The 25,857-nt window shown below is 45.3% G+C and carries 39 protein-coding genes; 35 read left to right on the top strand and 4 right to left on the bottom strand.

Features of this window, described 5'->3' with window-relative positions:
• Positions 1-119: 119 nt before the first annotated feature.
• Positions 120-590 (bottom strand): TIGR02444 family protein, encoded by a 471-nt coding sequence (locus OC193_RS14250; protein ID WP_048605369.1) that lies wholly within the window; start codon positions 588-590, stop codon positions 120-122.
• The gene (locus OC193_RS14245) at positions 587-2,509 is read right to left on the bottom strand and encodes an ABC transporter ATP-binding protein (RefSeq protein ID WP_048659152.1); all 1,923 of its coding nucleotides are present in this window, start codon (positions 2,507-2,509) and stop codon (positions 587-589) included. Before OC193_RS14245 ends, OC193_RS14250 begins: the two co-directional genes overlap by 4 nt.
• Before the next feature lie 174 nt (positions 2,510-2,683).
• On the opposite strand from OC193_RS14245, the gene kefG reads away from it, so the two are divergent.
• The 5 genes from kefG (at position 2,684) to OC193_RS14220 (ending at position 7,257) form a co-directional block, all read left to right on the top strand.
• On the top strand, positions 2,684-3,268 hold the full coding sequence (gene kefG / locus OC193_RS14240) for a glutathione-regulated potassium-efflux system ancillary protein KefG (RefSeq protein ID WP_048659151.1): 585 nt from the start codon (positions 2,684-2,686) through the stop codon (positions 3,266-3,268).
• Positions 3,255-5,051, top strand: a complete 1,797-nt coding sequence (kefB, locus tag OC193_RS14235) for a glutathione-regulated potassium-efflux system protein KefB (RefSeq protein WP_048659150.1) — start codon at positions 3,255-3,257, stop codon at positions 5,049-5,051. Before kefG ends, kefB begins: the two co-directional genes overlap by 14 nt.
• Before the next feature lie 157 nt (positions 5,052-5,208).
• On the top strand, positions 5,209-5,409 hold the full coding sequence (locus OC193_RS14230) for a YheV family putative zinc ribbon protein (protein ID WP_029235422.1): 201 nt from the start codon (positions 5,209-5,211) through the stop codon (positions 5,407-5,409).
• A 94-nt stretch (positions 5,410-5,503) separates the two neighbouring features.
• On the top strand, positions 5,504-6,088 hold the full coding sequence (gene slyD / locus OC193_RS14225; protein WP_048662991.1) for a peptidylprolyl isomerase: 585 nt from the start codon (positions 5,504-5,506) through the stop codon (positions 6,086-6,088).
• A 203-nt stretch (positions 6,089-6,291) separates the two neighbouring features.
• Positions 6,292-7,257, top strand: a complete 966-nt coding sequence (locus OC193_RS14220) for an isoaspartyl peptidase/L-asparaginase family protein (protein WP_048662990.1) — start codon at positions 6,292-6,294, stop codon at positions 7,255-7,257.
• A 181-nt stretch (positions 7,258-7,438) separates the two neighbouring features.
• Here the strand turns inward: OC193_RS14220 and OC193_RS14215 are convergent, their stop codons facing one another.
• Positions 7,439-7,666, bottom strand: a complete 228-nt coding sequence (locus OC193_RS14215; protein ID WP_004729640.1) for a SlyX family protein — start codon at positions 7,664-7,666, stop codon at positions 7,439-7,441.
• Between the two features lie 4 nt (positions 7,667-7,670).
• Positions 7,671-8,648 carry a WD40 repeat domain-containing protein gene (locus tag OC193_RS14210; protein ID WP_010435178.1) on the bottom strand — a complete coding sequence of 326 codons (978 nt, stop codon included), beginning with the start codon at positions 8,646-8,648 and terminating at the stop codon, positions 7,671-7,673.
• A gap of 131 nt (positions 8,649-8,779) precedes the next feature.
• On the opposite strand from OC193_RS14210, the gene fkpA reads away from it, so the two are divergent.
• The 30 genes from fkpA to rplO all read left to right on the top strand — a co-directional run bounded on the left by fkpA (position 8,780) and on the right by rplO (position 25,837).
• Entirely contained in the window at positions 8,780-9,556 is a 777-nt protein-coding gene (fkpA, locus tag OC193_RS14205) for an FKBP-type peptidyl-prolyl cis-trans isomerase (RefSeq protein ID WP_017632116.1), read from the top strand.
• Positions 9,557-9,761: 205 nt separating this feature from the next.
• Positions 9,762-10,487 carry a helix-turn-helix transcriptional regulator gene (locus OC193_RS14200; RefSeq protein ID WP_004729851.1) on the top strand — a complete coding sequence of 242 codons (726 nt, stop codon included), beginning with the start codon at positions 9,762-9,764 and terminating at the stop codon, positions 10,485-10,487.
• The gene (tusD, locus tag OC193_RS14195) at positions 10,481-10,870 is read left to right on the top strand and encodes a sulfurtransferase complex subunit TusD (RefSeq protein ID WP_017063709.1); all 390 of its coding nucleotides are present in this window, start codon (positions 10,481-10,483) and stop codon (positions 10,868-10,870) included. Before OC193_RS14200 ends, tusD begins: the two co-directional genes overlap by 7 nt.
• Positions 10,867-11,223, top strand: coding sequence for a sulfurtransferase complex subunit TusC (gene tusC / locus OC193_RS14190; RefSeq protein ID WP_048659146.1), 357 nt, complete (start codon positions 10,867-10,869; stop codon positions 11,221-11,223). The genes tusD and tusC overlap by 4 nt, the downstream gene beginning before the upstream one ends.
• 8 nt (positions 11,224-11,231) lie before the next feature.
• Positions 11,232-11,507 (top strand): sulfurtransferase complex subunit TusB, encoded by a 276-nt coding sequence (tusB, locus tag OC193_RS14185; protein ID WP_048659145.1) that lies wholly within the window; start codon positions 11,232-11,234, stop codon positions 11,505-11,507.
• A gap of 182 nt (positions 11,508-11,689) precedes the next feature.
• Positions 11,690-12,064 carry a 30S ribosomal protein S12 gene (gene rpsL / locus OC193_RS14180; protein ID WP_004737194.1) on the top strand — a complete coding sequence of 125 codons (375 nt, stop codon included), beginning with the start codon at positions 11,690-11,692 and terminating at the stop codon, positions 12,062-12,064.
• 106 nt (positions 12,065-12,170) lie between these two features.
• A complete protein-coding gene (gene rpsG, locus OC193_RS14175) occupies positions 12,171-12,641 on the top strand; it encodes a 30S ribosomal protein S7 (RefSeq protein ID WP_010435163.1) in 471 nt (156 codons plus the stop codon).
• A gap of 165 nt (positions 12,642-12,806) precedes the next feature.
• Positions 12,807-14,903, top strand: coding sequence for an elongation factor G (fusA, locus tag OC193_RS14170; RefSeq protein WP_017061101.1), 2,097 nt, complete (start codon positions 12,807-12,809; stop codon positions 14,901-14,903).
• A 147-nt stretch (positions 14,904-15,050) separates the two neighbouring features.
• Positions 15,051-16,235: an elongation factor Tu gene (tuf, locus tag OC193_RS14165; protein WP_010435158.1), complete on the top strand. Its 1,185-nt coding sequence runs from the start codon at positions 15,051-15,053 to the stop codon at positions 16,233-16,235.
• Positions 16,236-16,682: 447 nt separating this feature from the next.
• Positions 16,683-16,994 (top strand): 30S ribosomal protein S10, encoded by a 312-nt coding sequence (gene rpsJ / locus OC193_RS14160; RefSeq protein ID WP_004736761.1) that lies wholly within the window; start codon positions 16,683-16,685, stop codon positions 16,992-16,994.
• Between the two features lie 14 nt (positions 16,995-17,008).
• Positions 17,009-17,638, top strand: coding sequence for a 50S ribosomal protein L3 (gene rplC, locus OC193_RS14155; protein WP_004736763.1), 630 nt, complete (start codon positions 17,009-17,011; stop codon positions 17,636-17,638).
• Between the two features lie 16 nt (positions 17,639-17,654).
• Positions 17,655-18,257, top strand: coding sequence for a 50S ribosomal protein L4 (rplD, locus tag OC193_RS14150; protein WP_004738803.1), 603 nt, complete (start codon positions 17,655-17,657; stop codon positions 18,255-18,257).
• A complete protein-coding gene (gene rplW / locus OC193_RS14145) occupies positions 18,254-18,556 on the top strand; it encodes a 50S ribosomal protein L23 (RefSeq protein WP_004736765.1) in 303 nt (100 codons plus the stop codon). The genes rplD and rplW overlap by 4 nt, the downstream gene beginning before the upstream one ends.
• Positions 18,557-18,570: 14 nt before the next feature.
• Positions 18,571-19,395, top strand: a complete 825-nt coding sequence (gene rplB, locus OC193_RS14140) for a 50S ribosomal protein L2 (protein ID WP_010435149.1) — start codon at positions 18,571-18,573, stop codon at positions 19,393-19,395.
• 19 nt (positions 19,396-19,414) lie between these two features.
• A complete protein-coding gene (rpsS, locus tag OC193_RS14135; RefSeq protein ID WP_004736729.1) occupies positions 19,415-19,693 on the top strand; it encodes a 30S ribosomal protein S19 in 279 nt (92 codons plus the stop codon).
• A gap of 10 nt (positions 19,694-19,703) precedes the next feature.
• Complete coding sequence (gene rplV, locus OC193_RS14130) at positions 19,704-20,036, top strand: 50S ribosomal protein L22 (RefSeq protein ID WP_004736732.1); 333 nt, start codon at positions 19,704-19,706, stop codon at positions 20,034-20,036.
• 18 nt (positions 20,037-20,054) lie between these two features.
• Positions 20,055-20,753: a 30S ribosomal protein S3 gene (gene rpsC / locus OC193_RS14125; protein ID WP_004736734.1), complete on the top strand. Its 699-nt coding sequence runs from the start codon at positions 20,055-20,057 to the stop codon at positions 20,751-20,753.
• Positions 20,754-20,764: 11 nt separating this feature from the next.
• Positions 20,765-21,175 carry a 50S ribosomal protein L16 gene (rplP, locus tag OC193_RS14120; protein ID WP_004736736.1) on the top strand — a complete coding sequence of 137 codons (411 nt, stop codon included), beginning with the start codon at positions 20,765-20,767 and terminating at the stop codon, positions 21,173-21,175.
• Positions 21,175-21,366, top strand: a complete 192-nt coding sequence (gene rpmC / locus OC193_RS14115; protein WP_004736737.1) for a 50S ribosomal protein L29 — start codon at positions 21,175-21,177, stop codon at positions 21,364-21,366. The genes rplP and rpmC overlap by 1 nt, the downstream gene beginning before the upstream one ends.
• Positions 21,366-21,620, top strand: a complete 255-nt coding sequence (gene rpsQ, locus OC193_RS14110; protein ID WP_004736739.1) for a 30S ribosomal protein S17 — start codon at positions 21,366-21,368, stop codon at positions 21,618-21,620. Before rpmC ends, rpsQ begins: the two co-directional genes overlap by 1 nt.
• 162 nt (positions 21,621-21,782) lie before the next feature.
• Positions 21,783-22,154: a 50S ribosomal protein L14 gene (gene rplN / locus OC193_RS14105; RefSeq protein WP_004736740.1), complete on the top strand. Its 372-nt coding sequence runs from the start codon at positions 21,783-21,785 to the stop codon at positions 22,152-22,154.
• A gap of 11 nt (positions 22,155-22,165) precedes the next feature.
• Positions 22,166-22,483, top strand: coding sequence for a 50S ribosomal protein L24 (gene rplX, locus OC193_RS14100; RefSeq protein ID WP_004738792.1), 318 nt, complete (start codon positions 22,166-22,168; stop codon positions 22,481-22,483).
• 24 nt (positions 22,484-22,507) lie between these two features.
• Positions 22,508-23,047, top strand: coding sequence for a 50S ribosomal protein L5 (rplE, locus tag OC193_RS14095; protein WP_004738790.1), 540 nt, complete (start codon positions 22,508-22,510; stop codon positions 23,045-23,047).
• Between the two features lie 16 nt (positions 23,048-23,063).
• Positions 23,064-23,369, top strand: coding sequence for a 30S ribosomal protein S14 (rpsN, locus tag OC193_RS14090; RefSeq protein ID WP_004738789.1), 306 nt, complete (start codon positions 23,064-23,066; stop codon positions 23,367-23,369).
• 29 nt (positions 23,370-23,398) lie between these two features.
• Entirely contained in the window at positions 23,399-23,791 is a 393-nt protein-coding gene (rpsH, locus tag OC193_RS14085) for a 30S ribosomal protein S8 (protein ID WP_017061309.1), read from the top strand.
• Between the two features lie 10 nt (positions 23,792-23,801).
• Positions 23,802-24,335 (top strand): 50S ribosomal protein L6, encoded by a 534-nt coding sequence (rplF, locus tag OC193_RS14080; RefSeq protein WP_017063712.1) that lies wholly within the window; start codon positions 23,802-23,804, stop codon positions 24,333-24,335.
• A 9-nt stretch (positions 24,336-24,344) separates the two neighbouring features.
• Entirely contained in the window at positions 24,345-24,698 is a 354-nt protein-coding gene (gene rplR / locus OC193_RS14075; protein WP_004738784.1) for a 50S ribosomal protein L18, read from the top strand.
• A gap of 14 nt (positions 24,699-24,712) precedes the next feature.
• On the top strand, positions 24,713-25,213 hold the full coding sequence (gene rpsE / locus OC193_RS14070; protein WP_017061307.1) for a 30S ribosomal protein S5: 501 nt from the start codon (positions 24,713-24,715) through the stop codon (positions 25,211-25,213).
• 7 nt (positions 25,214-25,220) lie between these two features.
• Complete coding sequence (gene rpmD / locus OC193_RS14065; RefSeq protein ID WP_004736756.1) at positions 25,221-25,397, top strand: 50S ribosomal protein L30; 177 nt, start codon at positions 25,221-25,223, stop codon at positions 25,395-25,397.
• A gap of 5 nt (positions 25,398-25,402) precedes the next feature.
• Positions 25,403-25,837 carry a 50S ribosomal protein L15 gene (gene rplO, locus OC193_RS14060; protein WP_004736758.1) on the top strand — a complete coding sequence of 145 codons (435 nt, stop codon included), beginning with the start codon at positions 25,403-25,405 and terminating at the stop codon, positions 25,835-25,837.
• Positions 25,838-25,857: the final 20 nt, after the last annotated feature.

The following is a 25,857-nucleotide window of genomic DNA, read 5'->3' as shown; positions in this document are numbered from 1 at the left end:
ATATCAATGTTAGGTGCCTTAAACACTTCATTGTGCATATTAGTCAGTGCATGCACATGAAGAGAGACAGGGCGCAGTTAAGCTTGGATCTTGATTGAGTAAAAAGGAAAGAGAATGAGCTAGGGCTGAGGTGCTGGTTCAGAAAAAGCGTCGTAGAGGTTTTCTGCTCCTAATAAACGACAGTACTGAAACGCGAGCGGTGATTGCTGGTTAGCGTAAAGCTGTAGGGAGTTTATACAGTCGACGAGATCGGACTGTTGTTGCTTTTCAAGCTGTAACTCAAACTGTAAGGCTTCACGGTATAGTGAGTCGACAACGTGTGCTTTGAGGTGTTTACGTAGCTCTCGATAACTATGAAGCAGGGTTTCAGAGCGGCTCAAGCATTGTTGTACTTTGTGCCACTCTTCTTCAGCAAAAGACAATTGCTGCTCATCAAGCCATTTGAGAAGCAACAGTAAATTGACGTTGCCGTGGAACTGGTTTTGCAAAGCTAGGCACGCATCCTTTACACCGCGCACACTGTAGTACTGAAGGCTAAATTGCCATAGTCGTTCCAGTGTTAGTGATATTGGGGCGTGCTCTGGGCTCATAAGCTATCCATATCCTGTTCCATCTGCTCAAGCTCTTCTTGAGTGGACATCCAATCCATTTCAACTTCTTCTAGCTGTGACTTACTGCTCGCTTGGAGAGCGAGTACTTTATTCAGTTTAGCCTTATTTTCAGCTTCATACAGTGAAGTGTCGGATAATTCTTGCTCGGCTTCTTCAAGAGCCTGAGTTAATTTATCCATCTGTTTTTCAAATTGAGTAAGCTTTTTACGCAGCGGTGCCGTCAGTTTACGGAACTCGGCTTCTTTACGTTTTTGCTCTTTTTTCGCTGCTGCACTGTTGGCACCGTCTTTTGCTGGTGCCAATGCTTGTGCTTCTTTGCGCTCAACTTTCTGCTGTTCGGTTAGCCACTTGTAGTAATCGCTTAAGTCACCATCAAACGGTGCTACTTGGCGGTCGTGTACAAGGTATAAATCATCGGTAGTTGCACGCAATAGGTAACGGTCGTGCGATACGATAACCATTGCGCCTTCAAACGTCTGCAGGGCAAAAGTCAGCGCTTGACGCATGTCGAGATCCAAGTGGTTGGTTGGTTCATCGAGTAGCAACAGGTTTGGTTTTTGCCATACCAGTAGCGCTAATACTAAACGTGCTTTTTCACCACCGGAGAAAGGTGCTACTTTATCGAGCGCTTTTTCACCTTGGAAACCGAAGCTACCTAGGTAATCACGCAGTTGTTGTTCGGTGTGTTTAGGCGCAATCTGCATCATGTGTTGCAGCGGGGTTTCTTCAGGGTGCAGCGTTTCCAATTGGTGCTGTGCAAAGTAACCAATCTTAACGCCTTGCGAATAGCTCAGTTCGCCGCCTTGTTGTTTCAGTTCGCCTGAAAGCAACTTAATCAGCGTGGATTTACCAGCACCATTTCGACCAAGCAAACCAATACGACTGCCCGGTACTAGGTTCAAGCGAATCTTTTCTAGAATTAGGTTGTCGTCGTAGCCCGCAGATACCTCATCCATCATCATGATTGGGTTTGGTAGTGCGTCTGGCTCTCTAAACTCAAAGCTGAATGGGTTATCAAACTGAGCAGGTAGTACTTGTTCCATTTTCTCTAGCGCTTTAATACGGCTTTGCGCTTGGCGAGCCTTTGACGCTTTGTAACGGAAACGGTCAATGTAGCTCTGCATGTGAGACATCTGTTTCTGCTGCTTTTGGTACATCGCTTGTTGCAGAATCAGTTTTTGCGCTCGTTGGGTTTCGAACGATGAGTAGTTACCCGTGTACTCATTGAGCTGTTGATTTTCAACATGCACGATGCGGTTGACGATAGGGTCTAAGAAGTCTCTATCGTGCGAGATAAGCACTAGCGTACCAGGGTAGCTTTGTAACCAACGCTCTAGCCACATTACTGCGTCTAAATCCAAGTGGTTGGTAGGTTCATCGAGTAGCAGTAGGTCACTGCGACACAGTAGGGCTTGCGCTAGGTTTAAACGCATACGCCAACCACCTGAGAATTGAGTCAGGTTCCACGCCATTTGTTCTTGGCTAAAGCCTAGGCCGTCTAACAGCTCGGCAGCGCGAGCCTTGATGCTGTAGCCACCAATGGTTTCAATCTTGCCGTGGATCTCTGCGACCAAGGTGCCGTTGTCGGCCTGTTCAGCTTTCTCTAGTTGATCTTCAAGGCCGCGGTATTCACGGTCACCATCAATCACGTATTCAATTGCTGTTCTTTCTAATGCTGGTGTTTCTTGAGCAACCCAAGCCATTTCCCAATGGGCAGGTTTGCTGAATGAGCCTGCATCAATAGACAGTTCGTCCTTAATTAAGGCGAATAGCGTAGATTTACCACAGCCGTTTTTACCAACCAAACCGATCTTGTCGCCAGGGTGAAAAGTCGCAGATGCTTGGTCGAGGAGTGGCTTACCGCCGCGTAGCAATTGAATATCAGAGAAAGTAATCATAATTGAAATAGCATAGAAATTAGAGGTGAACAGACGCCTGCATAGTAGGCTGAAACCAGATAAAAGTCGATCACAATGCAATTTGCGTTATGATGCCAATAACATATTAATAACTTTTGCTTAAATTCTTGTGGCCTTGCCACCGTTTAGCCTTCAAAGGAATGTTTCAAAGGAATGAGTAATACTCCCTCGACAGACAAACCCGTGCCAAAGGTGCTGGTCATCTATGCGCACCCTGAGCCGCAAACCTCTATCGCTAACCAGATCATGGTTAAAAAGATAGAGTCACTTGGGAATGTCAAAATCCACGATCTCTACGCCATCTATCCGGACTTCTTTATTGATGTGCCTTCCGAGCATGAGTTGCTGCTTGAATATGATGTGATTGTGTTCCAACACCCTTTGTTTATGTACTCATGTCCTTCGTTGTTGAAAGAGTGGTTTGATCGCGTGTTAGGTAAGGGTTTTGCCTTTGGTGAGCAAAGCGCACTTAAGGGCAAACACTGGCGTAGCGTTATCACAACCGGTGGTAAAGAAGAGGCGTTTGGTGCCGCAGGCTATAATAAATATCCATTACAAGAGATTTTGCAACCATTCGAGCTTACCGCTGCTTTGTGTCAGATGAATTGGATATCCCCTTTGGTTTTACACTGGGCACGAAATGTTACCGATATGACGCGTTACCAACACGCAGAAGCGTATCGAAATTGGTTGCGAGACCCGCTACAAGATATAGGAGCAGATGATGGCTCTGACTAATGATTTTCTACAAAGTAGCGTTATATTTTTAGCGGCTGCTGTGGTTGCGGTTCCTATCGCGCAGCGAGCTGGCTTGGGTTCAGTACTCGGTTACTTGTTAGCTGGTGTCGCGATTGGCCCTTGGGGACTTGGCTTAATCAGTGACGTAGAGGCGATTCTGCACTTCTCCGAATTCGGGGTAGTACTGCTGCTCTTCCTGATTGGCTTAGAGCTTAACCCGAAAAAATTGTGGCAGATGCGAGCCCCCATTCTCGGGCTGGGTGGCGCGCAAGTGCTGATCACCACCCTGATTATTACCGCCATCGCCTGTATGTTCGGTTTAACGTGGCAAACTAGCCTAGTGATAGGTATGGGCTTAGCTTTGTCTTCGACCGCAATCGCGTTGCGGGTTATTGAAGAGCGTGAACTCGGTGGTAAAGAAGCGGGGCAGTCTGGCTTTGCAGTGTTACTTTTCCAAGATATTGCAGTAATCCCTATGCTAGCAATGCTACCTTTGCTAGCAGGTAATACAGGCGGCAGCTGGGCGGACATGCTTTGGATGCTGGGTGGTGTGATTGGTCTGCTGGTCGGTGGCCACTTCTTATTGAGGCCTTTGTTCCGCTACGTCGTTATGAGTGGTGTGCGTGAGCTATTTACTGTTGCAGCGCTGTTACTTGTGATTGGTATTGCCGTCATCATGCAACAGATTGGCTTGTCGATGGCATTGGGTACTTTCCTAGCGGGCGTGCTTCTAGCTGAAAGTGAATATCGACATGAGCTTGAAATTGCGATTGACCCATTCAAAGGGTTGTTGCTTGGTCTGTTCTTCATCTCTGTGGGTATGGCGGTGAATTTAGGTTTACTTGCTGAAAGCCCATTCGCGATACTGATTGCTGTATTAGCTCTCGTGGTTTTGAAAGGCTTAGTGCTGTATGGGCTAGCTCGTATTTTCGGTACTCAAGCCAAAGCCCGTAGTCGCATGGCGATGATTCTCAGCCAAGGTGGTGAGTTCGCTTTCGTTATTTTTACCGCGGCGAGTGCTCAAGGTATCTTAAGCGGCGAACAAGTGTCGTTCTTACTGGTGGTTGTGAGTTTGTCGATGGTGACCACGCCATTGATGCTCAAGCTGCAAGACCGATTCTTTGCTCGTCAACTTAACCAAATCAGCGAAAACGCAATGTCTTCGGATGTTGTCGATCGCAGTCCTCGAGTGATCATTGCAGGCTTTGGTCGTTTTGGTCAGATCATTGGTCGTTTGATGTATGCCAATAAGATTCGTATTACCGTTCTTGAGAGTGATGCCAGCCAAATTCATATCCTTAGAAAGTTTGGCTACAAAGTATTTTACGGAGACTCGACTCATCTTGAGCTATTACGCGCAGCCGGTGCTGATAAAGCCGAGGCGATAGTGCTGTGTACTGACTCTCCCGATGAAATCATGAAAACCGTCGATTTATGTAAGCAGCACTTCCCGCGCTTAAAGATTTTAGCGCGTGCACGAAGCCGTGTTGAAGCATATCAATTACTTAACCACGGTGTGAGTAACTACTCTCGTGAAACCTTCCTTGGTGCACTGGATTTAGGTCGTCAAACATTGACTGAACTTGGTATGCATCCATATAAAGCGAAGCGAGCAGAAGCACACTTTAGAAAGTTGGATAATGGTATGCTCAAAGAGTTACTGCCTCAGCATAACGAAGATGCCGAGTTGGCCCAAAGAGCGAAAGAGGCTCGTAAAGAGCTTGAAGAGATTTTTGGACACGAGATGGAAAACGATCACCAGTCTCGAAACTATTGGCAGTAGCCTGAATTGATAACTAATAGCTTGAGTTTAGAGATATAGCTTGAGCTAAGAAATAACAGTCTAGATAACTAATCTAATAATAAACGTGGTCTCTGCTTTTTCTTAAATAGATCTAGAGTGGAAGAACTACGAATCCAGAGTAGTAAAGGATAAGAACGTGAAACAGAAAAAACGCTTTATCGCAGGAGCAAGCTGCCCAAGTTGTAATACTCAAGACACACTCCGTTGGTGGATTGAAAATAATATCGAGCTGGTGGAATGTGTCGATTGTGACTTCACAGAACAGCGTAAACCGAAAACTGTAGAGAAATCTGAACACGCGAATCAAGAAATGATCGGTATTTTTAAGCCTGAATGATTGAGTTTCGTTAATTGATCCCCATAATATCCGGGTACAGAATTTTTCCTAAGCTCAACTGTTCGAGCTTAGTCCAAACCTCCTTGGAGCTCTCATGAAAATTGAAAAGAACGTAGTAGTTAGTGTTGCATATCAAGTGAAACTTGAAGATGGCGTAGTAGTTGACCAATCAACTGCAGAAGCTCCACTAGATTACCTTCACGGTCACAACAACCTAATTACAGGTCTTGAAAAAGAGCTTGAAGGCAAAGTAGCTGGCGACAAGTTCTCTGCAACGGTTACTCCAGAAGACGCATACGGCGAGCACAACGACGCACTAGTTCAACGTGTTCCTGCTGACGTATTCCAAGGTGTTGAGCAAATCGAAGTTGGCATGCGTTTCCTAGCGGATACTGACCAAGGTCCAATCCCAGTAGAAGTTACTGAAGTAGATGGCGACGAAGTTGTTGTTGATGGTAACCACATGCTAGCAGGCCAAACTCTAACGTTTGACGTTGAAGTTGTAGCGGTTCGTGAAGCGACTGAAGAAGAAGTTCAACACGGTCACGTACACCAAGAAGGCGGCTGTGGTGATCACGACCATGATCACGAAGGTGGTTGTTGTGGTGGCGAAGGCCATGACCACGGTGAAGAGAAAAAAGAAGGCTGCTGCGGCGGCGGTAGCTGTGGTTCTCACTAATACCGAATGAACGGTTTAGATTAAGAACGCTGAAAACCTCCCTTGTGGAGGTTTTTTCGTATTGGAGCCGAGGCTTGTTTGGATTAACTGTTTATCTAATAAGGTAACCATCCGAAAAAGTTTAGTTTCTACTATCAGACATCGGATCATGGATGTGGTATTGATAGAACAACATTATAAAAATACGTCAGTGGAGAATTCACATGTCACAGCCTTTTTCAATTGCCATTCATGGTGGAGCAGGAACCATCTTGCGAGAGCAAATGAGTGATGAATTAAAAACAGGCATCACAGAAGCTTTAAAAAAATCGGTGTTAGCTGGTTACCAGGTGCTGCAATCGGGCGGTGATGCTCTGGATGCTGTAGTTGCTTCGGTAAAAGTGATGGAAGACAGCCCACACTTTAATGCTGGTAAAGGCTCGGTGCTGACTCATGATGAGTTTGTTGAGATGGATGCTTCTGTTATGCATGGTAGTGAAATGGATGCCGGTGCGGTTGCGGGTGTTCGTCATATCAAGAATCCTATTGAACTTGCACGTGATGTAATGCTGAAAAGCGATCATGTGTTGTTGATTGGTGAAGGCGCTGAGAAGTTTGCGTTTGAGCATGAATATACGTTTACTGAGCAAGACTACTTCTTTACTGAACGCCGTTATGACCAGCTTCAGTCGATGAAAGAGAAAGGCATTTTTGCTTTGTCTGAAGCGAAATATGATGAACAGCAAGCTGAGAAATACCCTGACGACAAAAAGTACGGCACGGTCGGTGCAGTCGCATTAGACCAAGCGGGCAACTTAGCGGCAGCCACCAGTACCGGTGGCGTGACCAATAAGAAATACGGTCGGGTCGGGGATTCTCCGATTATAGGCGCAGGCACTATTGCTGAAAATGGCAACGTTGCCGTCTCAACAACCGGGATGGGTGAGTTCTTCTTACGTAAAATGGTCGCCAGTGATGTCGCAGCACGAATGCGTTATCTGAAAGAAGATGTGCACACCGCTTGTGAAACGATCATTCAAGGTGAATTGAAAACCATGGGTGGAGAAGGTGGCTTGATCGCTATTGATGGCCAAGGTGATATTCACTTTGGCATGAACAGTTCAGGGATGTATCGCGCGAGTGTTGATACTAACGGTTGTGTGGAAGTGAAAATTTATGCAGATGACTAAGCTTTTATTAGCTTAACTAGCTTTAGTTGAATTAGCGAAGATTAAACGAACAAAAGGGCGACAGATAAGCATCTGTCGCCCTTTTAGTTTTCTATGTCCCGTCCTGAAATGAGTTTACACATCGAGGGCGAGAGACTAGCGATATGCGTCACTAGAATCTATTCGTCATTTTGAACTGCGCTTAATAGTGCGGAGGTGGCGTCTCTTCTGATGCGTCAGCTAAGTTGGAGCCGTCCATATTTTTTACTTTACCCACCACGAACTTCATTTGATCTTGCATTCTCGTGATCAACATCTGTTGTTGGCTAAGCGCTTCATTGAGTTCTTCAATGGTTTGTTCTTGGAAAGCCAACTGACATTCTAGGTCATTCACACGGCTTTCTAGTTGTTCAATTCGCTTTTCTGTCATCGTTCTAATCCACATTCCAAGCTTGGGCGATGCCCGCAGAGGTGCCCGATATCACACGGTTCTTTTCATCAAAGGCTGCATCATACACTACCGCACGGGGAGGGCGAGCATCTTTTAGTGGCTCAGCATCGTGACGAGAAATTCGTTTTCCATCTTGAGTATTCCACACACTCACTTGGCTTGATGGCGTACCTGTCACCAGCATACTGCCGTTATCAGAAAAGCGAGCGCTAGAGAATATCAGCTGTCGAGACCAGCTTTGCAATTGCGCTTGAGGTTCACCTGTTTCCAAATCCCATATCATCGCTTGGTTGCCGCCATCGGAAGTAAAAGCTAATTCTCCATCCCGTTGTAGTGCAACTCGTACTACTCTTTGTTCATGCTTGAAGGTACGTAACACTAAGCCTGATTCGGTGTCCCAAAGGTAAGCTTTGTAGTCGTTACCGCCTGATAATGCGTAGCGCCCATTCGAAGAAAGGGAGACTGAATTTACTTTTTCTCTGTGAGCGAGGAACTCCAGACGGCGTCCGGTGACTAAGTCCACATAGATAGCTTTGCCATTAGATAGGCCAAGCAAGACTTTTTCACCATTGCTAGAAATATCGACATCACGAATCAAGCCATCGGAAATAGACCAGAGCCCCTCAGCCTGAGTCCAAGATAAGTCCCAAACGGCGAAGTTCATCTGGCTGGCGGTAATGGCAAAGCGGCCATTGTCTGAGATGCGGATTCGCGATACTTGGTTTTCGGATTGGTCTTGGGGGCCAAGTTGAGCGAGTTCTTTGTTTTGATCTAAATCCCAAAGGAGCAGTTGTTTTTCTTGAGAGTAGAGCAGGGCAAAACGTCCATCTCTGCTGAGTGCAAAGCTGGTGGCGCCATTGGGTTCTATTTCCCAACGCTGATCATCATCCTGGAAGAAAAAGCAACCATTTAACAAGGTGATGACAATTGTATATAGCAATGAGTGGAAAAATATTCGCATCACATCTAATAATCCGGTTTGTGTCGAAAGACATATGACTAGTATATTGTTATAACTAACGTATTCACACCAATCTAATCATTAGATTTGTGCACAATAACCAATGGCTTGGCCATTAATTGGAGAATTCAATGAAATCAGTTTTAAAAGTATCACTGCTTGCCGCAACGGTTATGCTAGCAGTTGGTTGTCAGAAAGAAGAACCAAAGGCAGAAGCTCCACAGGTTGAAGAAGTTAAAGTTGAAGCAGTAAACTTTAAAACAGAAGACGACAAAGCGGCATACGCAATCGGCGTATCTTTCGCTAACTACCTAAGCACAAGCATTGATAAGCCAAGCGAGCTAGGCATTAACCTAGACAAAGATATGGTTCTTCAAGGTATCGAAGACGTATTCGCAGAGAAAACTGCACTGAATGAAGAAGAAACTCGCGCAGCTCTTGAAGCTCTAGACAAGCGTGTTGCTGAAACGATGCAAGCACAAGCTGCAGAGAAATCAGCTGAAACTAAGAAAGCAGGTGATGATTTCCGCGCTGAGTTCGCAAAGACTGAAGGCGTAGAGCAAACTGAATCTGGCCTACTTTACCAAGTAATGACAGCTGGCGAAGGCGCTTCTCCAAAAGACACTGATACTGTTCAAGTACACTACAAAGGTACGCTAACAGACGGTACTCAGTTCGACAGCTCTTACGACCGTGGCGAACCAGCAACATTCCCACTTAACCGCGTAATCCCAGGCTGGACTGAAGGCGTACAACTAATGAAAGTTGGTTCTAAGTACAAATTCGTAATCCCGCCAGAGCTAGCATACGGTGAGCAAGACACACCGACTATCCCAGCTAACTCAACGCTAGTATTCGAAGTTGAACTACTAAAAATTGATAACGCTGAAGCAGCTCCTGCACAGTAATATCGGTCAAAAGCCTCGTACTAAAATACGTTGATTGAATAAAAAGCCTAACTTTGAGTTAGGCTTTTTTTATGATTTGAAGATGAGTATTTGATTTTTAAACTTGTTCTAAATCACTAGTTGCAATGTTAGCTAGGTGTGCAATTAAAATTTTCTGATAAACTTACATAAATTTGTTGATTTTTCACACGAAGGTAAGGAATAAGTGACTACTACAGAAACAGTCAATGCAGATGTGTTACTTGAAATGGAATCAGTCCACGTTATGCCATTCAGTGAACACGATAAAATCATTCTAAGATCTTATGAGGCCGTTGTTGACGGTATTGCGAGCCTTATTGGTCCGTTTTGTGAAATCGTTTTGCACTCTTTAGAAGACCTCAATACTTCTGCGATTAAAATTGCCAACGGCGAAAATACAGGTCGTCAGGTTGGCTCGCCGATCACCGATCTTGCATTGAAGATGCTAAAAGATATTGAAGGTTCTAAGCGTAATTTCTCACGTTCATACTTTACTCGCGCTAAAGGCGGAGTGTTGATGAAGTCGATCACGGTTGCTATCCGCAACGGTGAAGACCGAGTGATTGGCCTACTGTGTATTAACGTGAACCTAGACGCGCCATTCTCACAAGTACTGCAATCGTTCATGCCAACACAAGACGCAGACGAAGCCGCATCATCGGTTAACTTCGCTAGTGACGTTGAAGAACTTGTCGACCAAACGGTTGAACGCACCATAGAAGAAATTAACGCTGACAAATCGGTATCGAATAATACTAAGAACCGTCAGATCGTGATGGAGTTGTACGATAAAGGTATTTTCGACATCAAAGACGCGATTAACCGCGTTGCTGAGCGACTGAACATCTCTAAGCACACCGTGTACCTATACATCCGCCAACGTAAAACAGAGGATGAAGAGGGTTGCTAAGCTATACACTCCTAGTTAATGGGCCGGTGTATGGCTCACAGTCAGCAAGAAGTGCCTACCAGTTTGCCGTGGCTCTGATTAAACAGGGCCACAAACTTCACAGTGTGTTCTTCTATCAAGATGGCGTCAGTAACGGCTCAGACCTTACCGTACCGGCTAACGATGAATTTGACTTAGCTTCAGCTTGGCAAAAGCTGGCTGATGAGCACGATGTTAGCCTTGAAACCTGTGTGGCTGCTGCGCTAAGACGCGGAGTGATTAGCTCTGAAGAAGCAGAGCAACATCAACTAAGTGCCTCTAACCTAGCAACTGGATTTACTCAGGCCGGATTAGGGAGCTTATCGGAAGCACTACTAACGCAAGATAGGGTGGTGCAGTTTTGAGAAAGTTAGCCTTTATATTTAACAGTTACCCTCATACGACCGCTGCGGGTAGAGAAGGGTTAGACGCCCTGCTTGCTGCGTCCGCATACAGTGAAGACATTGCCGTGTTCTTTGTTGGTGATGGGGTGACTCAGCTTCTTAAAGCGCAGCAGCCCGACGAAACACTATCGCGTGACTACATCTCTGCATTCAAACTTATGGACCTTTACGACATCGAACAGGTGTATGTGTGTCAGCGTAGTCTGAGTCAGTTTGGCCTTTCAGCAGACAACCTGTTGATCGATGTGACCACCGTTGAAGCCGACGAGTTAACGCAGAAGTTATCTCAGTGCCAACAGATACTGACTTTCTAAGGGACGCTATGCTTCATATCGTAAAATCAGTCGACAAACTTAAACTCGCATTGACCTACTCTCAGCCACAGGATCAGTTCCTTTTGGTGGAAGATGCGGTGTATGTTTGCCTTCCAAATCATGAGTTATTCACTCAAATCTGCGCAGTAGAGCAGGTGTCGGTGTTAAAACCAGATCTCGATAGCCGAGGTTTACAACTACTTGTCTCAAGTACCATTGATCAAGTTGACTTCGATGGCTTCGTTAAACTGACGGTTTTGAAAGACAAATCAGTGACTTGGTAAGCGTGTTTTATCAGTTTGGTTAAAATTAGACCATCCTGAGCTCTAGACGGCTAAAAAAGATCTGTATATTTCTTGACACACCTCCCACTGCTGAATAGAATTTTGCGTCCCTAATTACGACTTGTGATTAGGGATAGATTTTTCACAAAGCTTACTTTCAAGTAAATTTCAGGAGCTAGTTAATGGCAACTATTAACCAGTTGGTTCGCAAGCCTCGTGTAAAGCAAGTTGTTAAAAGCAACGTGCCTGCACTAGAAGCGTGCCCACAAAAACGTGGTGTATGTACTCGTGTTTACACTACTACACCTAAAAAACCTAACTCGGCACTACGTAAAGTATGTCGTGTACGTCTAACCAACGGTTTCGAAGTAACTTCGTACATCGGTGGTGAAGGTCACAACCTTCAAGAGCACAGTGTTGTACTAATCCGTGGCGGTCGTGTAAAAGACCTTCCGGGTGTTCGTTACCACACTGTTCGCGGCGCGCTAGACTGTGCTGGCGTTAACGACCGTAAACAAGGTCGTTCTAAGTACGGTGTGAAACGTCCTAAGTCTTAATGCATTTTCTTTTTTAAAAGAAAGCGTTAAGTAAGGCCAAACACTATTTTATTTATTATTCTGAAAAGTTTTGGAAAAAACCTGAAGAAGACAACGGAGAATATCCATGCCACGTCGTCGCGTAATAGGTCAGCGTAAGATCCTTCCAGATCCTAAGTTCAAATCTGAATTGCTGGCAAAATTCGTTAACATCCTTATGGTTGACGGAAAGAAATCTACTGCAGAGAAAATCGTTTACACTGCACTAGATTCAATGGCTGAGAAGTCTGGTAAAGACCACTTAGCTGTATTTGAAGAAGCTCTTGAAAATGTTCGCCCAGCGGTAGAAGTTAAATCTCGCCGTGTAGGTGGTTCAACTTACCAAGTACCTGTAGAAGTTCGTCCGGTTCGCCGTAACGCTCTTGCTATGCGTTGGGTAGTTGAAGCTGCGCGTAAGCGTGGTGAAAAATCTATGGCTCAACGCCTAGCTGCTGAAATGCTAGACGCGTCTGAGAACAAAGGTACTGCGGTTAAGAAACGTGAAGACGTTCACCGCATGGCTGACGCAAACAAAGCGTTCGCACATTACCGTTGGTAATACCTTTTTAGTGCTGCAAGGTTCCTTGCAGCACTTCTTTAGTTCCTATGCTTATGCTAGGAACTATTGCTATTTCTAGGGCAAGCGATTTTTAGCGAAGCATGCTTTTAACGCATAATCTAGGTATAGCAATAGTCCCTAAGTCTCTAATAAGAGGATTCAACCGTGGCTCGTAAAACTCCTATAGAGCAATACCGTAATATCGGTATCGTTGCTCACGTAGATGCAGGTAAAACAACCACAAGTGAACGTATTCTGTTCTATACCGGTCTTTCTCATAAAATCGGCGAAGTTCACGATGGTGCAGCAACCATGGACTGGATGGAGCAAGAGCAAGAGCGCGGTATTACGATCACTTCAGCAGCAACCACTACGTTTTGGCGTGGTATGGAAGCTCAGTTCTCGGACCACCGTATCAACATCATCGACACTCCTGGACACGTTGACTTCACAATCGAAGTAGAACGTTCTTTGCGTGTACTTGATGGTGCAGTTGTTGTGTTCTGTGGCTCATCTGGTGTTGAACCTCAGTCAGAGACAGTATGGCGTCAAGCTGATAAGTACCAAGTTCCACGTATGGTTTTCGTTAATAAAATGGACCGTACCGGCGCAGACTTCTTGCGCGTAGTTGAACAGATCAAGGACCGCCTAGGCGCAACTCCTGTTCCAATTCAACTGAACATTGGTGCTGAAGAAAACTTCCAAGGCGTTGTCGATCTTATCAAGATGAAGGCAATTAACTGGAACGAAGCTGACCAAGGCATGACTTTTACGTACGAAGATATCCCTGCAGACATGCAAGAAATGGCTGAAGAATATCGTACAGAACTTGTTGAAGCTGCTGCAGAAGCAAATGAAGAGCTGATGGATAAGTACCTTGAAGAAGGTGAACTAACAGAAGCTGAAATCAAACAAGGTCTTCGTACTCGTACCCTTAATAATGAAATCGTACTTGCTACTTGTGGTAGTGCATTCAAAAACAAAGGTGTACAAGCTGTTCTAGATGCAGTTGTTGATTTCCTTCCTTCTCCAGTTGATGTCCCTGCAATTAAAGGTATCGATGAAGACGAGAATGAAGCAGAGCGTCACGCAGACGACAAAGAACCGTTCTCAGCGCTAGCATTTAAGATTGCAACAGACCCATTCGTTGGTACTTTAACTTTCATCCGTGTTTACTCTGGTGTTGTTGAAAGCGGTAAAACAGCTTACAACTCTGTGAAGAAGCAACGTGAACGCTTAGGTCGCATTGTTCAAATGCACTCAAACAAGCGTGAAGAAGTAAAAGAAGTACGAGCAGGTGACATCGCAGCTATCATTGGCCTGAAAGATGTGACTACTGGTGAAACCCTTTGTGACCAGAACCATAAGATTGTTCTTGAGCGCATGGAGTTCCCAGATCCAGTTATTCAGATCGTTGTAGAGCCAAGCTCTCAAGCTGATCAAGATAAAATGACTATCGCTCTAGGTAAACTAGCAGCGGAAGACCCATCGTTCCGCGTTGATATGGATGCGGAAACTGGCCAGACTCTAATTTCTGGTATGGGTGAACTACACTTAGATATCATCGTTGACCGTATGAAGCGTGAATTTAGCGTGAACTGCAACGTTGGTAACCCGCAAGTGGCTTACCGTGAGACTATTCGTGGTACAGCGAAAGCGGAAGGTAAATTTATCCGTGAACATGGTGGTAAAGGTCAGTACGGTCACGTATGGCTAAAACTGGAACCATCAGAAGCTGGCGAAGGCTTTGTCTTTGTGGATGAAATTGCCAATGGTATCGTACCGAAAGAGTTTATTGCTTCAGTCGCTAAAGGCGTTGAAGAGCAGATGAACAATGGTGTGCTTGCTGGCTATCCAGTTTTGGATATCAAAGCTACACTATATGATGGTTCTTACCATGAAACAGATTCAAGTGAGATGGCGTTTACAATCGCTGCCTCTATGGCTTTCAGAACGGGTGCACTTGAAGCGCAACCAGTTTTGCTTGAGCCTATGATGAAAGTTGAAGTAACTACTCCAGAAGACTGGATGGGTGACGTTGTTGGCGATATTAACCGTCGTCGCGGCATCATCGAAGGTATGGACGAGGGGACAGCTGGCCTGAAGATAATTCGTGCACAAGTTCCGTTGTCTGTCATGTTCGGTTACGCAACTGATTTACGTTCTGCGACACAAGGTCGTGCTTCTTACTCTATGGAGTTTAGTGAGTACGCTGAAGTGCCTAACAATGTTGCAAAAGCAATCATTGCAGAGCGTGGTTAAACAAAAGGAAGGCATTTTTTTTCATTTTTTGAAAGAACAATGCGTCCAAATATTGCGCTAACGAGAGTTGGCGCATAAAATAGCAATTTCTGGCGCGTCTCGCTCAATAATGAACGTGGCGAATCATAACTAGGAAGGAACACGATTGTGTCTAAAGAAAAATTTGAACGTACGAAACCGCACGTAAACGTTGGTACTATCGGCCACGTTGACCACGGTAAAACAACTCTAACTGCTGCTATCTGTACTACTCTTGCAAAAGTATACGGCGGTGTTGCTAAAGATTTCGCATCTATCGATAACGCTCCAGAAGAGCGTGAGCGCGGTATCACAATCGCAACTTCTCACGTTGAGTACGACACTCCAGCACGTCACTACGCACACGTAGACTGTCCAGGACACGCGGATTATGTTAAAAACATGATCACTGGTGCTGCACAAATGGACGGCGGTATCCTAGTTGTTGCTGCGACTGACGGCCCTATGCCTCAAACTCGTGAGCACATCCTACTTGGTCGTCAAGTTGGTATCCCTTACATCATCGTATTCATGAACAAATGTGACATGGTTGATGACGAAGAGCTACTTGAGCTAGTTGAGATGGAAGTTCGTGAACTTCTTTCTGAATACGACTTCCCAGGTGATGACCTACCAGTTATCCAAGGTTCTGCACTTGGCGCACTAAACGGCGAGAAGCAGTGGGAAGACAAGATCGTTGAGCTTGCAGAAGCACTAGATTCTTACATTCCTGAGCCAGAGCGTGCAGTTGACCAACCGTTCCTACTACCAATTGAAGATGTATTCTCAATCCAAGGTCGTGGTACTGTTGTAACTGGTCGTATCGAGCGCGGTATCCTACGAGTAGGTGACGAAGTAGAAATCGTTGGTATCAAAGAGACTACTCTTACTACTTGTACTGGTGTTGAAATGTTCCGTAAACTGCTTGACGAAGGTCGTGCAGGTGAGAACGTTGGTGCACTTCTACGTGGTACTAAGCGTGATGACGTTGAACGTGGTCAAGTACTTTCTGCGAAAGGTTCTATCAACCCACACACTAAGTTTGAGTCTGAAGTATACGTACTTTCTAAAGACGAAGGCGGCCGTCACACTCCTTTCTTCAAAGGTTACCGTCCACAGTTCTACTTCCGTACAACTGACGTAACAGGCGACATCACTCTACCAGAAGGCGTAGAAATGGTAATGCCAGGTGACAACGTTCAAATGACTGTTGAGCTAATCGCTCCAATCGCAATGGACGAAGGTCTACGTTTCGCAATCCGCGAAGGTGGCCGTACAGTTGGTGCTGGTGTTGTAGCTAAAATCTTCGCTTAATAGCATTTAGATTTTTGCACACTCTTCATTAGAAGAGCACGCATCTGAAAAAGGGGAGCTTCGGCTTCCCTTTTGTTTTCTCAAAAGAAATATCACCTTCCATCTATCTTCTTCTCTCTCGATACAAAACCAACTTCCAATAAATTCCGATTATTTTTCCAACACTACTTGCATACTAAAGTGTGATCTGTATAATGCATCGCACTGGCTAACGCTGGTTGTGAACCAATGAGCACTGAGGAGTAGGTCTTACCTAGTAATGTATACTCAGCTTATGTTCGCGGTTAATAAAAATAGTAAACTTTTTGTTTGCTTCAAAAGTTAACTGACAATGCGTCCTAATTTTGGATGCTACGGTTTCACATAAATCAATCGGCATTCTCTCGTTTTATCGGGTTTGAGTGGCGATATTGTTTGTGTAATTTTTAATAATTGGAGCTCTGTCTCATGCAGAACCAACGTATTCGTATCCGCCTTAAAGCGTTTGATTACAAGCTAATCGATGCTTCAACTGCGGAAATCGTTGAAACAGCAAAACGTACTGGCGCACAGGTTCGTGGTCCTATTCCACTTCCTACTCGTAAAGAGCGTTTCACTGTTCTTACCTCTCCACACGTCAACAAAGATGCACGTGATCAGTACGAAATCCGTACTCACAAGCGTTTGATCGACATCGTTGAGCCAACAGATAAAACTGTTGATGCTCTAATGCGTCTTGATCTTGCAGCTGGCGTTGATGTTCAAATCAGCCTAGGTTAAGGGAGATAAGAATAATGATTGGTCTAGTCGGACGTAAAGTGGGTATGACCCGCGTATTTACTGAAGAAGGCGTTTCTATCCCAGTAACTGTTGTTGAGGTTGAAGCGAACCGTATTTCTCAAGTTAAAACTCTTGAGACAGACGGCTACGCAGCAATCCAAGTAACTACTGGTGCTAAGAAAGCTAACCGTGTAACTAAACCTGAAGCTGGTCACTTCGCGAAAGCGGGTGTAGAAGCAGGTCGCGGTCTTTGGGAATTCCGTTTAGAAAACGGCGAAGAGTTTGAAGTTGGCGCTGAGCTAAACGTAGAACTTTTCAACGAAATTAAAAAAGTAGACGTTACTGGTACATCTAAAGGTAAAGGCTTCCAAGGCGCTATCAAGCGTTGGAACTTCTCTACTCAAGATATGACTCACGGTAACTCTTTGTCTCACCGCGCACCGGGTTCAATTGGCCAATGTCAAACTCCAGGCCGCGTGTTTAAAGGCAAGAAAATGGCAGGTCACATGGGTGCTGAGCGTGTAACGACTCAAAACCTAGAGATCGTACGTGTTGACGCTGAGCGCAATCTACTCCTTATTAAAGGTGCAGTACCGGGCTCAACAGGCGGAAACGTGATCGTAAAACCTGCTGTTAAAGCATAACGTCTAGGAGTAAGTAATGGAATTGATGGTTAAAGGTGCTGATGCACTAACTGTTTCCGAGACTACTTTCGGACGTGACTTCAACGAAGCTCTTGTACACCAAGTAGTTGTTGCATATGCAGCAGGTGCTCGTCAAGGTACTCGTGCTCAAAAGACTCGTTCTGAAGTATCTGGCGGTGGCGCTAAGCCATGGCGTCAAAAAGGTACTGGCCGCGCACGTGCTGGTACAATTCGTAGCCCAATCTGGCGTACAGGTGGTGTTACTTTTGCTGCGAAACCACAAGATCACAGCCAAAAAGTAAACAAAAAAATGTACCGCGGTGCTATGAAGAGCATTCTTTCTGAGCTAGTTCGTCAAGAGCGTTTAATCGTTGTTGATAACTTCTCTGTAGAAGCACCAAAAACAAAAGAACTTGTAGCTAAGCTTAAAGAGCTTGAGCTAAGCGACGTTCTGATTGTGACTGGCGAAGTAGATGAAAATCTATTCTTAGCTGCTCGTAACCTATACAAAGTAGATGCACGTGATGTTGCTGGTGTTGATCCAGTATCACTAATCGCTTTCGACAAGGTTCTAATGACTGCTGACGCAGTTAAGCAAGTTGAGGAGATGCTAGCATGATCACTGAAGAGCGTATCTTAAAAGTTCTACGTGCTCCGCACATCTCTGAAAAAGCAACTATGGCAGCTGAGAAAGCGAACACTATCGTTTTCAAAGTAGCTAAAGATGCAACTAAGAAAGAGATCAAAGCAGCTGTAGAAAAGCTATTTGAAGTTGAAGTTAAGTCTGTAAATACTCTTGTATTAAAGGGTAAGACCAAACGTCAAGGTATGCGTGAAGGCCGTCGTTCAGACGTGAAAAAAGCCTACGTTACTTTGAAAGAAGGTCAAGATCTTGACTTCGTTGGCGGCGCGGAATAACAGGAGTAGTAAAAATGGCTATTGTTAAATGTAAGCCGACTTCCCCTGGTCGTCGTCACGTCGTTAAAGTTGTTAACGCTGACCTACACAAGGGTAAGCCATACGCACCACTTCTAGAGAAAAACTCTAAGAACGGTGGTCGTAACAACAACGGTCGTATTACAGTACGTCACATCGGTGGTGGTCATAAGCACCATTACCGTGTAATTGACTTCAAACGTACTAAAGATGGCATCCCAGCGAAAGTTGAGCGTCTAGAATACGATCCAAACCGTAGTGCTAACATCGCTCTAGTTCTGTACGCAGACGGTGAGCGTCGTTACATCATTGCACCTAAAGGTGTTAACGCAGGCGACCAGATTCAATCTGGCGTAGATGCTGCAATCAAAGCAGGTAACACTCTGCCGATGCGCAACATCCCAGTAGGTTCTACTGTACACTGTGTTGAACTTAAGCCTGGTAAAGGTGCTCAACTAGCTCGTTCGGCTGGTGCTTATGCTCAAATCATCGCTCGCGATGGTGCATACGTAACTATCCGTCTACGTTCTGGTGAGATGCGCAAAGTACTTTCTGAAGGTCGTGCAACGATCGGTGAAGTTGGTAACTCTGAGCATATGCTACGTGAACTTGGTAAAGCTGGTGCTTCACGCTGGCGCGGCGTACGTCCAACCGTACGTGGTGTAGTAATGAACCCGGTGGATCACCCACATGGTGGTGGTGAAGGCCGCACATCTGGTGGTCGTCACCCAGTTTCTCCTTGGGGCGTTCCTACTAAGGGCTTCAAGACTCGTAAGAACAAGCGCACTGACAAGTACATCGTACGTCGTCGCACTAAATAATTTATAAAGAGGAATCGCCATGCCACGTTCTCTCAAGAAAGGTCCTTTTATTGACCTACACTTGCTGAAGAAGGTAGAGAAAGCGGTGGAAAGCGGAGACAAAAAGCCTATTAAGACTTGGTCCCGTCGCTCAATGATCATCCCAACAATGATTGGTTTGACCATCGCTGTCCATAATGGTCGTCAGCACGTTCCAGTTTTCGTTACCGAAGAAATGATCGGTCACAAACTGGGCGAATTTGCACCAACTCGTACTTATCGCGGTCATGCTGCAGATAAGAAAGCTAAGAAGAAATAAGGAGTAGATGATGGAAGCTTTAGCTAAACATAACTTTGCTCGTATTTCTCCACAGAAAGCTCGCTTAGTTGCAGACCAAATTCGCGGTAAGTCGGTAGACCAAGCTCTAGAAATTCTAACTTTCAGCAACAAAAAAGCTGCTGTATTAGTTAAGAAGGTTCTTGAGTCAGCTATCGCTAACGCGGAACATAACGAAGGTGCAGATATCGACGATCTAAATGTCGCTAAAATCTTCGTAGATGAGGGCCCTATCATGAAGCGTATTATGCCTCGTGCTAAAGGTCGTGCGGATCGTATCTTGAAGCGTTCAAGCCACATCACTATTGTTGTAGCAGATCGCTAAAGACTAGGAGAGTAAGCAATGGGTCAGAAAGTACATCCTAATGGTATTCGTCTTGGCATCGTTAAGCCTTGGAATGCTACATGGTTTGCTAATACCAACGAATTCGCTGACAACCTAGACGGCGACTTCAAGGTACGTCAGTTCCTTACAAAGGAACTACAAAAAGCATCATTATCTCGTATCGTTATCGAGCGTCCAGCTAAGAGCATCCGTGTGACTATTCACACTGCTCGTCCTGGCGTTGTTATCGGTAAGAAAGGTGAAGACGTAGAGAAGCTACGCGCAGCTGTAGCTAAAATCGCAGGTGTACCAGCGCAAATTAACATCGCTGAAGTACGTAAGCCTGAGCTAGATGGTCAGCTTGTAGCTGATAGCATCGCGTCTCAACTAGAGCGTCGTGTTATGTTCCGTCGTGCAATGAAGCGTGCGGTACAAAATGCTATGCGTCTAGGCGCTAAAGGCATCAAAGTACAAGTAGGCGGCCGTCTTGGCGGTGCTGAAATCGCACGTTCTGAGTGGTACCGTGAAGGCCGTGTGCCTCTACACACTCTACGTGCAGACATTGATTACGCAACTTCTTCGGCTCACACTCAATACGGTGTGATCGGCATTAAAGTTTGGATCTTCAAAGGTGAGATTCTAGGCGGTATGCCAGCTGCTAACGCAGTAGAGCCAAAAGGCGATAAGCCTAAGAAGCAGCGTAAAGGCCGTAAGTAAGGAGTCGAACGATGCTACAACCAAAACGTACTAAGTTCCGCAAGGTTATGACTGGTCGTAACCGTGGTCTAGCTAAAGGTACTGAAGTAAGCTTCGGCGAATTCGGTCTTAAAGCTGTTGGCCGTGGTCGTCTGACTGCACGTCAAATCGAAGCGGCACGTCGTGCTATGACACGTCACATTAAGCGTCAAGGTCAAATCTGGATCCGTGTATTCCCAGACAAGCCGATTACTGAAAAGCCTCTTGAAGTTCGTCAAGGTAAAGGTAAAGGTTCAGTTGCGTACTGGGTTGCTCAAATCCAACCAGGCAAAGTTATGTACGAGATGAATGGCGTACCTGAAGAGTTGGCACGTGAAGCGTTCCGCCTAGCGGCACGTAAACTGCCTGTTAAAACTACTTTTGTAACTAAGCAGGTGATGTGATGAAAGCACAAGATCTACGCGAAAAGAACGTTGAAGAGCTTAACGCTGAGCTATTGAATTTGCTACGTGAACAGTTCAACTTGCGCATGCAAGCTGCAACTGGTCAACTACAGCAAACTCATACTCTAAAAGCTGTACGCCGTGACATCGCACGTGTGAAAACTGTTTTGACTGAAAAGGCAGGCGCATAATGAGCGAAACTAACCGCATCCAGCAAGGCCGTGTAGTAAGCGACAAGATGGACAAGTCTATCGTTGTTGCTATTGAACGCACTGTAAAACACCCAATTTACGGTAAGTTCATCAAACGCACGACTAAAGTACACGCACACGACGAAGACAACACTTGTGGCCTAGGCGACAAAGTTGAAATCGCTGAGTGTCGTCCTCTGTCTAAGACTAAGTCTTGGACATTGGTTAAAGTTCTAGAAAAAGCGAAGATTTAATCTTTGTAATTCTATAACTTATAAGCGGCTCCAAATAATTTTTTGGAGCCGCTTGTTTTTTGTCTACCCAATTTAAAAAAAGGGTGGTACAATTCGCGTCCCTTTTAAAGAGGCAGCCCGACCCGAGAGGGTCTAGTTTTAATATTTAGCGGAGCACTAACAATGATCCAGATGCAAAGTACACTTGACGCAGCAGATAACTCTGGCGCGCGCAAGGTAATGTGTATTAAGGTTCTGGGTGGCTCTCACCGCCGTTATGCACATATCGGTGACGTCATCAAGGTTACAGTGAAGGAAGCGATTCCTCGCGGTAAAGTAAAAAAAGGTGATGTTCTGAAGGCGGTAGTAGTGCGCACCCGTAAAGGCGTTCGTCGCCCAGACGGTTCTGTCATTCGCTTCGACAGTAATGCTTGTGTATTGTTAAATGACACTACTGAGCAACCAGTCGGCACACGTATCTTTGGTCCTGTGACTCGTGAACTTCGTAACGCGAAATTCATGAAGATTGTATCACTAGCACCTGAAGTTCTGTAAGGAGCGGCAATATGGCAGCTAAAATCCGTCGTAATGACGAAGTAATCATTCTTGCTGGTAAAGATAAAGGCAAGAAAGGTAAAGTAACTAAGGTTCTGACAACTGGTAAAGTTATCGTTGAAGGCATCAACCTTGTTAAGAAACACCAAAAGCCGGTTCCGGCTCTAGGTCAACAAGGTGGCATCGTTGAACAAGAAGCAGCTATTGATGCTTCTAACGTTGCTGTTTTTAACGCGGCTACTGGTAAAGCAGACCGTATCGGTTTCCGTATCGAAGATGGCAAGAAAGTTCGTTTCTTCAAATCTAACGGCGAAACTGTTTCTAACTAATTAGAAGTAATTTGGAGTTCTACTATGGCGAAACTGCATGATTACTACAAGTCGTCTGTAGTCGCTGAGCTTACCAAAGAGTTCAGCTACACAAGCGTCATGCAAGTCCCTAGGATTGAGAAAATCACCCTAAACATGGGCGTTGGTGAAGCAATCAACGATAAGAAACTGCTAGAAAACGCAGCAGCTGATATGGCAACGATCTCTGGTCAAAAGCCACTTATCACTAAAGCGCGTAAATCTGTAGCTGGTTTCAAAATTCGTGAAGGCTACCCAATTGGTTGTAAAGTAACCTTGCGTGGTGAGCGCATGTGGGAATTTTTAGAGCGTTTAATCTCTATCGCACTTCCACGTGTACGTGATTTCCGTGGTGTTAGCGCTAAGTCTTTTGACGGTCGCGGTAACTACAGCATGGGCGTTCGCGAGCAAATCATCTTTCCGGAAATCGACTACGATAAAGTCGATCGTGTCCGCGGTCTTGATATTACTATCACGACTTCTGCGGGTTCCGATGAGGAAGGCCGAGCTCTGCTGGCTGCCTTTAACTTCCCATTCCGTAAGTAAGGGTAGGGTTACTGTTATGGCTAAACAATCAATGAAAGCACGTGAAGCTAAACGTGCAAAACTAGTAGCTAAGTTCGCTGAAAAGCGTTCTGCGCTAAAAGTTATCATTAGCGATGTAAACGCATCTGAAGAAGATCGTTGGAATGCGGTTCTTAAACTGCAATCTCTTCCACGTGATTCAAGTGCATCACGTCAGCGCAACCGTTGCAACCAAACTGGTCGTCCACACGGTTACCTACGTAAATTCGGTCTAAGCCGCATTAAGGTTCGTGAAGCTTGCATGAAAGGCGAGATTCCGGGTCTTCGTAAGGCTAGCTGGTAATTGCCACTTAATCATTTGGAGTAAATCTTATGAGCATGCAAGATCCGATTTCGGATATGCTGACCCGAGTTCGTAACGGTCAGGCAGCAAACAAAGTTGCTGTAAAAATGCCTTCTTCAAAGCTTAAAGTTGCAATTGCTGCATTACTTAAAGCTGAAGGTTACATCGTAGACTTCGCTGTTAACAGCGAAGCAAAACCTGAGCTAGAAGTTACTCTTAAGTACTTCCAAGCTAAACCTGTAATCGAGCAAATCAAGCGTGTATCACGTCCTGGTCTAAGAGTTTATAAAAATAAAGACTCTTTACCTACAGTGATGGGTGGTCTTGGTATTGCAGTTGTTTCTACTTCCAAGGGTCTGATGTCTGACCGTGCTGCTCGTAAAGCAGGTCTTGGCGGTGAAATCATCTGTTACGTAGCTTAAGGAGTAGATTATGTCTCGTGTTGCTAAAGCACCTGTCGCTATTCCAGCTGGCGTAGAGGTGAAACTAAACGGCCAAGAAGTTACTGTAAAAGGTAGCAAAGGTGAGCTTACTCGCGTTCTTAACAGCGCCGTAGTTATTGCACAGGAAGAAACCAACCTAACTTTCGGTCCGAAAGAAGGTGTTACTAACGCATGGGCACAAGCTGGTACAGCTCGCGCTCTAGTTAATAACATGGTTGTGGGTGTTACTGAGGGCTTCACTAAGAAGCTAACTCTTAAGGGTGTTGGTTACCGTGCTGCTATGAAAGGCAACTCTGTAGCTCTAACTCTTGGTTTTTCTCACCCAGTAGAGCACGCTCTACCTGAAGGTATTAAAGCTGAGTGCCCTAGCCAAACTGAGATCATCATTACTGGTTGCGATAAGCAAGTAGTAGGTCAAGTTGCGGCTGACATTCGTTCTTACCGTGCTCCTGAGCCTTACAAAGGCAAAGGTGTTCGTTACGCAGATGAAAATGTGCGTACTAAAGAAGCTAAGAAGAAGTAAGGTATCACTATGGATAAGAAAGCATCTCGCATCCGTCGTGCTACACGTGCACGTCGTAAGATTGCAGAACTTGGTGCAACTCGCCTGGTAGTACACCGTACTCCTCGCCATGTTTACGCACAAGTTATCGCGGCAAACGGCTCTGAGGTTATCGCAGCTGCTTCTACTGTAGAAAAAGCGATCCGTGAGCAAGTTAAGAACACTGGTAACGTTGATGCAGCTAAAGCAGTTGGTAAAGCTGTTGCTGAGCGCGCTCTTGAAAAAGGCGTAGCTTCAGTTGCATTTGATCGTTCTGGTTTCCAATACCACGGTCGAGTAGCGGCGCTAGCAGAATCTGCTCGCGAAGCTGGTCTGAAATTCTAAGGTAGGGTTGGAAGATGGCTAAAGAACAACAACAAGCTAATGATTTGCAAGAAAAGCTGATCGCAGTTAACCGTGTATCTAAGACGGTTAAAGGTGGTCGAATCATGAGCTTTACTGCACTAACAGTAGTTGGTGACGGTAACGGTCGCGTAGGTTTCGGTTACGGCAAAGCTCGTGAAGTACCTGCTGCGATTCAAAAAGCAATGGAAAAAGCGCGCCGTAACATGGTTACAGTATCGCTTAACGAAGGCACTCTTCACCACCCGGTGAAAGGTCGTCATTCGGGCTCTAAAGTTTACATGCAGCCAGCTGCAGAAGGTACAGGTGTTATTGCCGGTGGTGCAATGCGTGCTGTACTTGAAGTTGCGGGCGTACATAACGTACTTTCTAAAGCATACGGTTCAACGAACCCGATCAACATCGTTCGTGCAACGATTGGTGCTCTAGTAGACGTTAAGTCACCAGAAATGGTTGCTGCTAAACGTGGTCTAACTGTTGAATCTATTTCGGAGTAAGCACACGATGGCAACTATTAAAGTAACTCAAACTAAAAGCTCAATTGGTCGCCTACCTAAGCACAAAGCGTGTCTTAAAGGTCTAGGTCTTCGTCGCATCAACCATACAGTAGAACTTGAAGATACTCCGTGCGTACGCGGTATGATCAACAAGGTTTACTACATGGTTAAGATTGAGGAGTAATCAGAATGCGTTTGAATACTCTATCACCGGCTGCTGGCTCTAAACCTTCTAAGAAGCGTGTAGGTCGTGGTATCGGTTCTGGCCTTGGTAAAACAGGTGGCCGCGGTCACAAAGGTCAAAAGTCACGTTCTGGCGGCTCTGTTCGTCCAGGTTTTGAAGGCGGTCAAATGCCTCTAAAACAACGTCTACCTAAATTCGGTTTCACTTCTCGTAAGAGCCTAGTGTCTGCTGAAGTTCGTCTAGCTGAGCTAGCGAAAGTAACAGGTGACGTAGTTGATCTTAACAGCCTTAAAGCTGCTAACGTTATCACTAAGAACATCGAATTTGTTAAGATCGTTCTTTCTGGTGACCTAAGCAAAGCTGTGACTGTTAAAGGTCTACGCGTGACTAAAGGCGCTAAAGCTGCAATCGAAGCTGCAGGCGGTAAAATCGAGGAATAATCTCGAGGAACGAGGTACAG

The sequence above is a fragment of the Vibrio crassostreae genome, from assembly GCF_024347415.1.
Lineage (GTDB): Bacteria > Pseudomonadota > Gammaproteobacteria > Enterobacterales > Vibrionaceae > Vibrio > Vibrio crassostreae.
This window is presented reverse-complemented; position numbering and strand designations above follow the sequence as displayed.

Bases quoted from the DNA above. Each gene is read 5' to 3' on its own strand.
- OC193_RS14215 (WP_004729640.1), bottom strand. From the start codon at position 7,666: ATGACAGAAAAGCGAATTGAACAACTAGAAAGCCGTGTGAATGACCTA.
- OC193_RS14250 (WP_048605369.1), bottom strand. From the start codon at position 590: ATGAGCCCAGAGCACGCCCCAATATCACTAACACTGGAACGACTATGG.
- rpmD (WP_004736756.1), top strand. From the start codon at position 25,221: ATGGCAACTATTAAAGTAACTCAAACTAAAAGCTCAATTGGTCGCCTA.
- rpsJ (WP_004736761.1), top strand. From the start codon at position 16,683: ATGCAGAACCAACGTATTCGTATCCGCCTTAAAGCGTTTGATTACAAG.
- rpsE (WP_017061307.1), top strand. From the start codon at position 24,713: ATGGCTAAAGAACAACAACAAGCTAATGATTTGCAAGAAAAGCTGATC.
- rpmC (WP_004736737.1), top strand. From the start codon at position 21,175: ATGAAAGCACAAGATCTACGCGAAAAGAACGTTGAAGAGCTTAACGCT.
- OC193_RS14220 (WP_048662990.1), top strand. From the start codon at position 6,292: ATGTCACAGCCTTTTTCAATTGCCATTCATGGTGGAGCAGGAACCATC.
- rplC (WP_004736763.1), top strand. From the start codon at position 17,009: ATGATTGGTCTAGTCGGACGTAAAGTGGGTATGACCCGCGTATTTACT.
- rplX (WP_004738792.1), top strand. From the start codon at position 22,166: ATGGCAGCTAAAATCCGTCGTAATGACGAAGTAATCATTCTTGCTGGT.
- OC193_RS14210 (WP_010435178.1), bottom strand. From the start codon at position 8,648: ATGCGAATATTTTTCCACTCATTGCTATATACAATTGTCATCACCTTG.
- kefB (WP_048659150.1), top strand. From the start codon at position 3,255: ATGGCTCTGACTAATGATTTTCTACAAAGTAGCGTTATATTTTTAGCG.
- rplW (WP_004736765.1), top strand. From the start codon at position 18,254: ATGATCACTGAAGAGCGTATCTTAAAAGTTCTACGTGCTCCGCACATC.
- slyD (WP_048662991.1), top strand. From the start codon at position 5,504: ATGAAAATTGAAAAGAACGTAGTAGTTAGTGTTGCATATCAAGTGAAA.
- rpsC (WP_004736734.1), top strand. From the start codon at position 20,055: ATGGGTCAGAAAGTACATCCTAATGGTATTCGTCTTGGCATCGTTAAG.
- rpsQ (WP_004736739.1), top strand. From the start codon at position 21,366: ATGAGCGAAACTAACCGCATCCAGCAAGGCCGTGTAGTAAGCGACAAG.
- rpsS (WP_004736729.1), top strand. From the start codon at position 19,415: ATGCCACGTTCTCTCAAGAAAGGTCCTTTTATTGACCTACACTTGCTG.
- rplR (WP_004738784.1), top strand. From the start codon at position 24,345: ATGGATAAGAAAGCATCTCGCATCCGTCGTGCTACACGTGCACGTCGT.
- rpsN (WP_004738789.1), top strand. From the start codon at position 23,064: ATGGCTAAACAATCAATGAAAGCACGTGAAGCTAAACGTGCAAAACTA.
- rplB (WP_010435149.1), top strand. From the start codon at position 18,571: ATGGCTATTGTTAAATGTAAGCCGACTTCCCCTGGTCGTCGTCACGTC.
- rplD (WP_004738803.1), top strand. From the start codon at position 17,655: ATGGAATTGATGGTTAAAGGTGCTGATGCACTAACTGTTTCCGAGACT.
- rplV (WP_004736732.1), top strand. From the start codon at position 19,704: ATGGAAGCTTTAGCTAAACATAACTTTGCTCGTATTTCTCCACAGAAA.
- rpsH (WP_017061309.1), top strand. From the start codon at position 23,399: ATGAGCATGCAAGATCCGATTTCGGATATGCTGACCCGAGTTCGTAAC.
- tusB (WP_048659145.1), top strand. From the start codon at position 11,232: ATGCTTCATATCGTAAAATCAGTCGACAAACTTAAACTCGCATTGACC.
- rplO (WP_004736758.1), top strand. From the start codon at position 25,403: ATGCGTTTGAATACTCTATCACCGGCTGCTGGCTCTAAACCTTCTAAG.
- rplP (WP_004736736.1), top strand. From the start codon at position 20,765: ATGCTACAACCAAAACGTACTAAGTTCCGCAAGGTTATGACTGGTCGT.
- rplF (WP_017063712.1), top strand. From the start codon at position 23,802: ATGTCTCGTGTTGCTAAAGCACCTGTCGCTATTCCAGCTGGCGTAGAG.
- kefG (WP_048659151.1), top strand. From the start codon at position 2,684: ATGAGTAATACTCCCTCGACAGACAAACCCGTGCCAAAGGTGCTGGTC.
- rpsL (WP_004737194.1), top strand. From the start codon at position 11,690: ATGGCAACTATTAACCAGTTGGTTCGCAAGCCTCGTGTAAAGCAAGTT.
- fkpA (WP_017632116.1), top strand. From the start codon at position 8,780: ATGAAATCAGTTTTAAAAGTATCACTGCTTGCCGCAACGGTTATGCTA.
- OC193_RS14245 (WP_048659152.1), bottom strand. From the start codon at position 2,509: ATGATTACTTTCTCTGATATTCAATTGCTACGCGGCGGTAAGCCACTC.
- rplN (WP_004736740.1), top strand. From the start codon at position 21,783: ATGATCCAGATGCAAAGTACACTTGACGCAGCAGATAACTCTGGCGCG.
- rplE (WP_004738790.1), top strand. From the start codon at position 22,508: ATGGCGAAACTGCATGATTACTACAAGTCGTCTGTAGTCGCTGAGCTT.
- rpsG (WP_010435163.1), top strand. From the start codon at position 12,171: ATGCCACGTCGTCGCGTAATAGGTCAGCGTAAGATCCTTCCAGATCCT.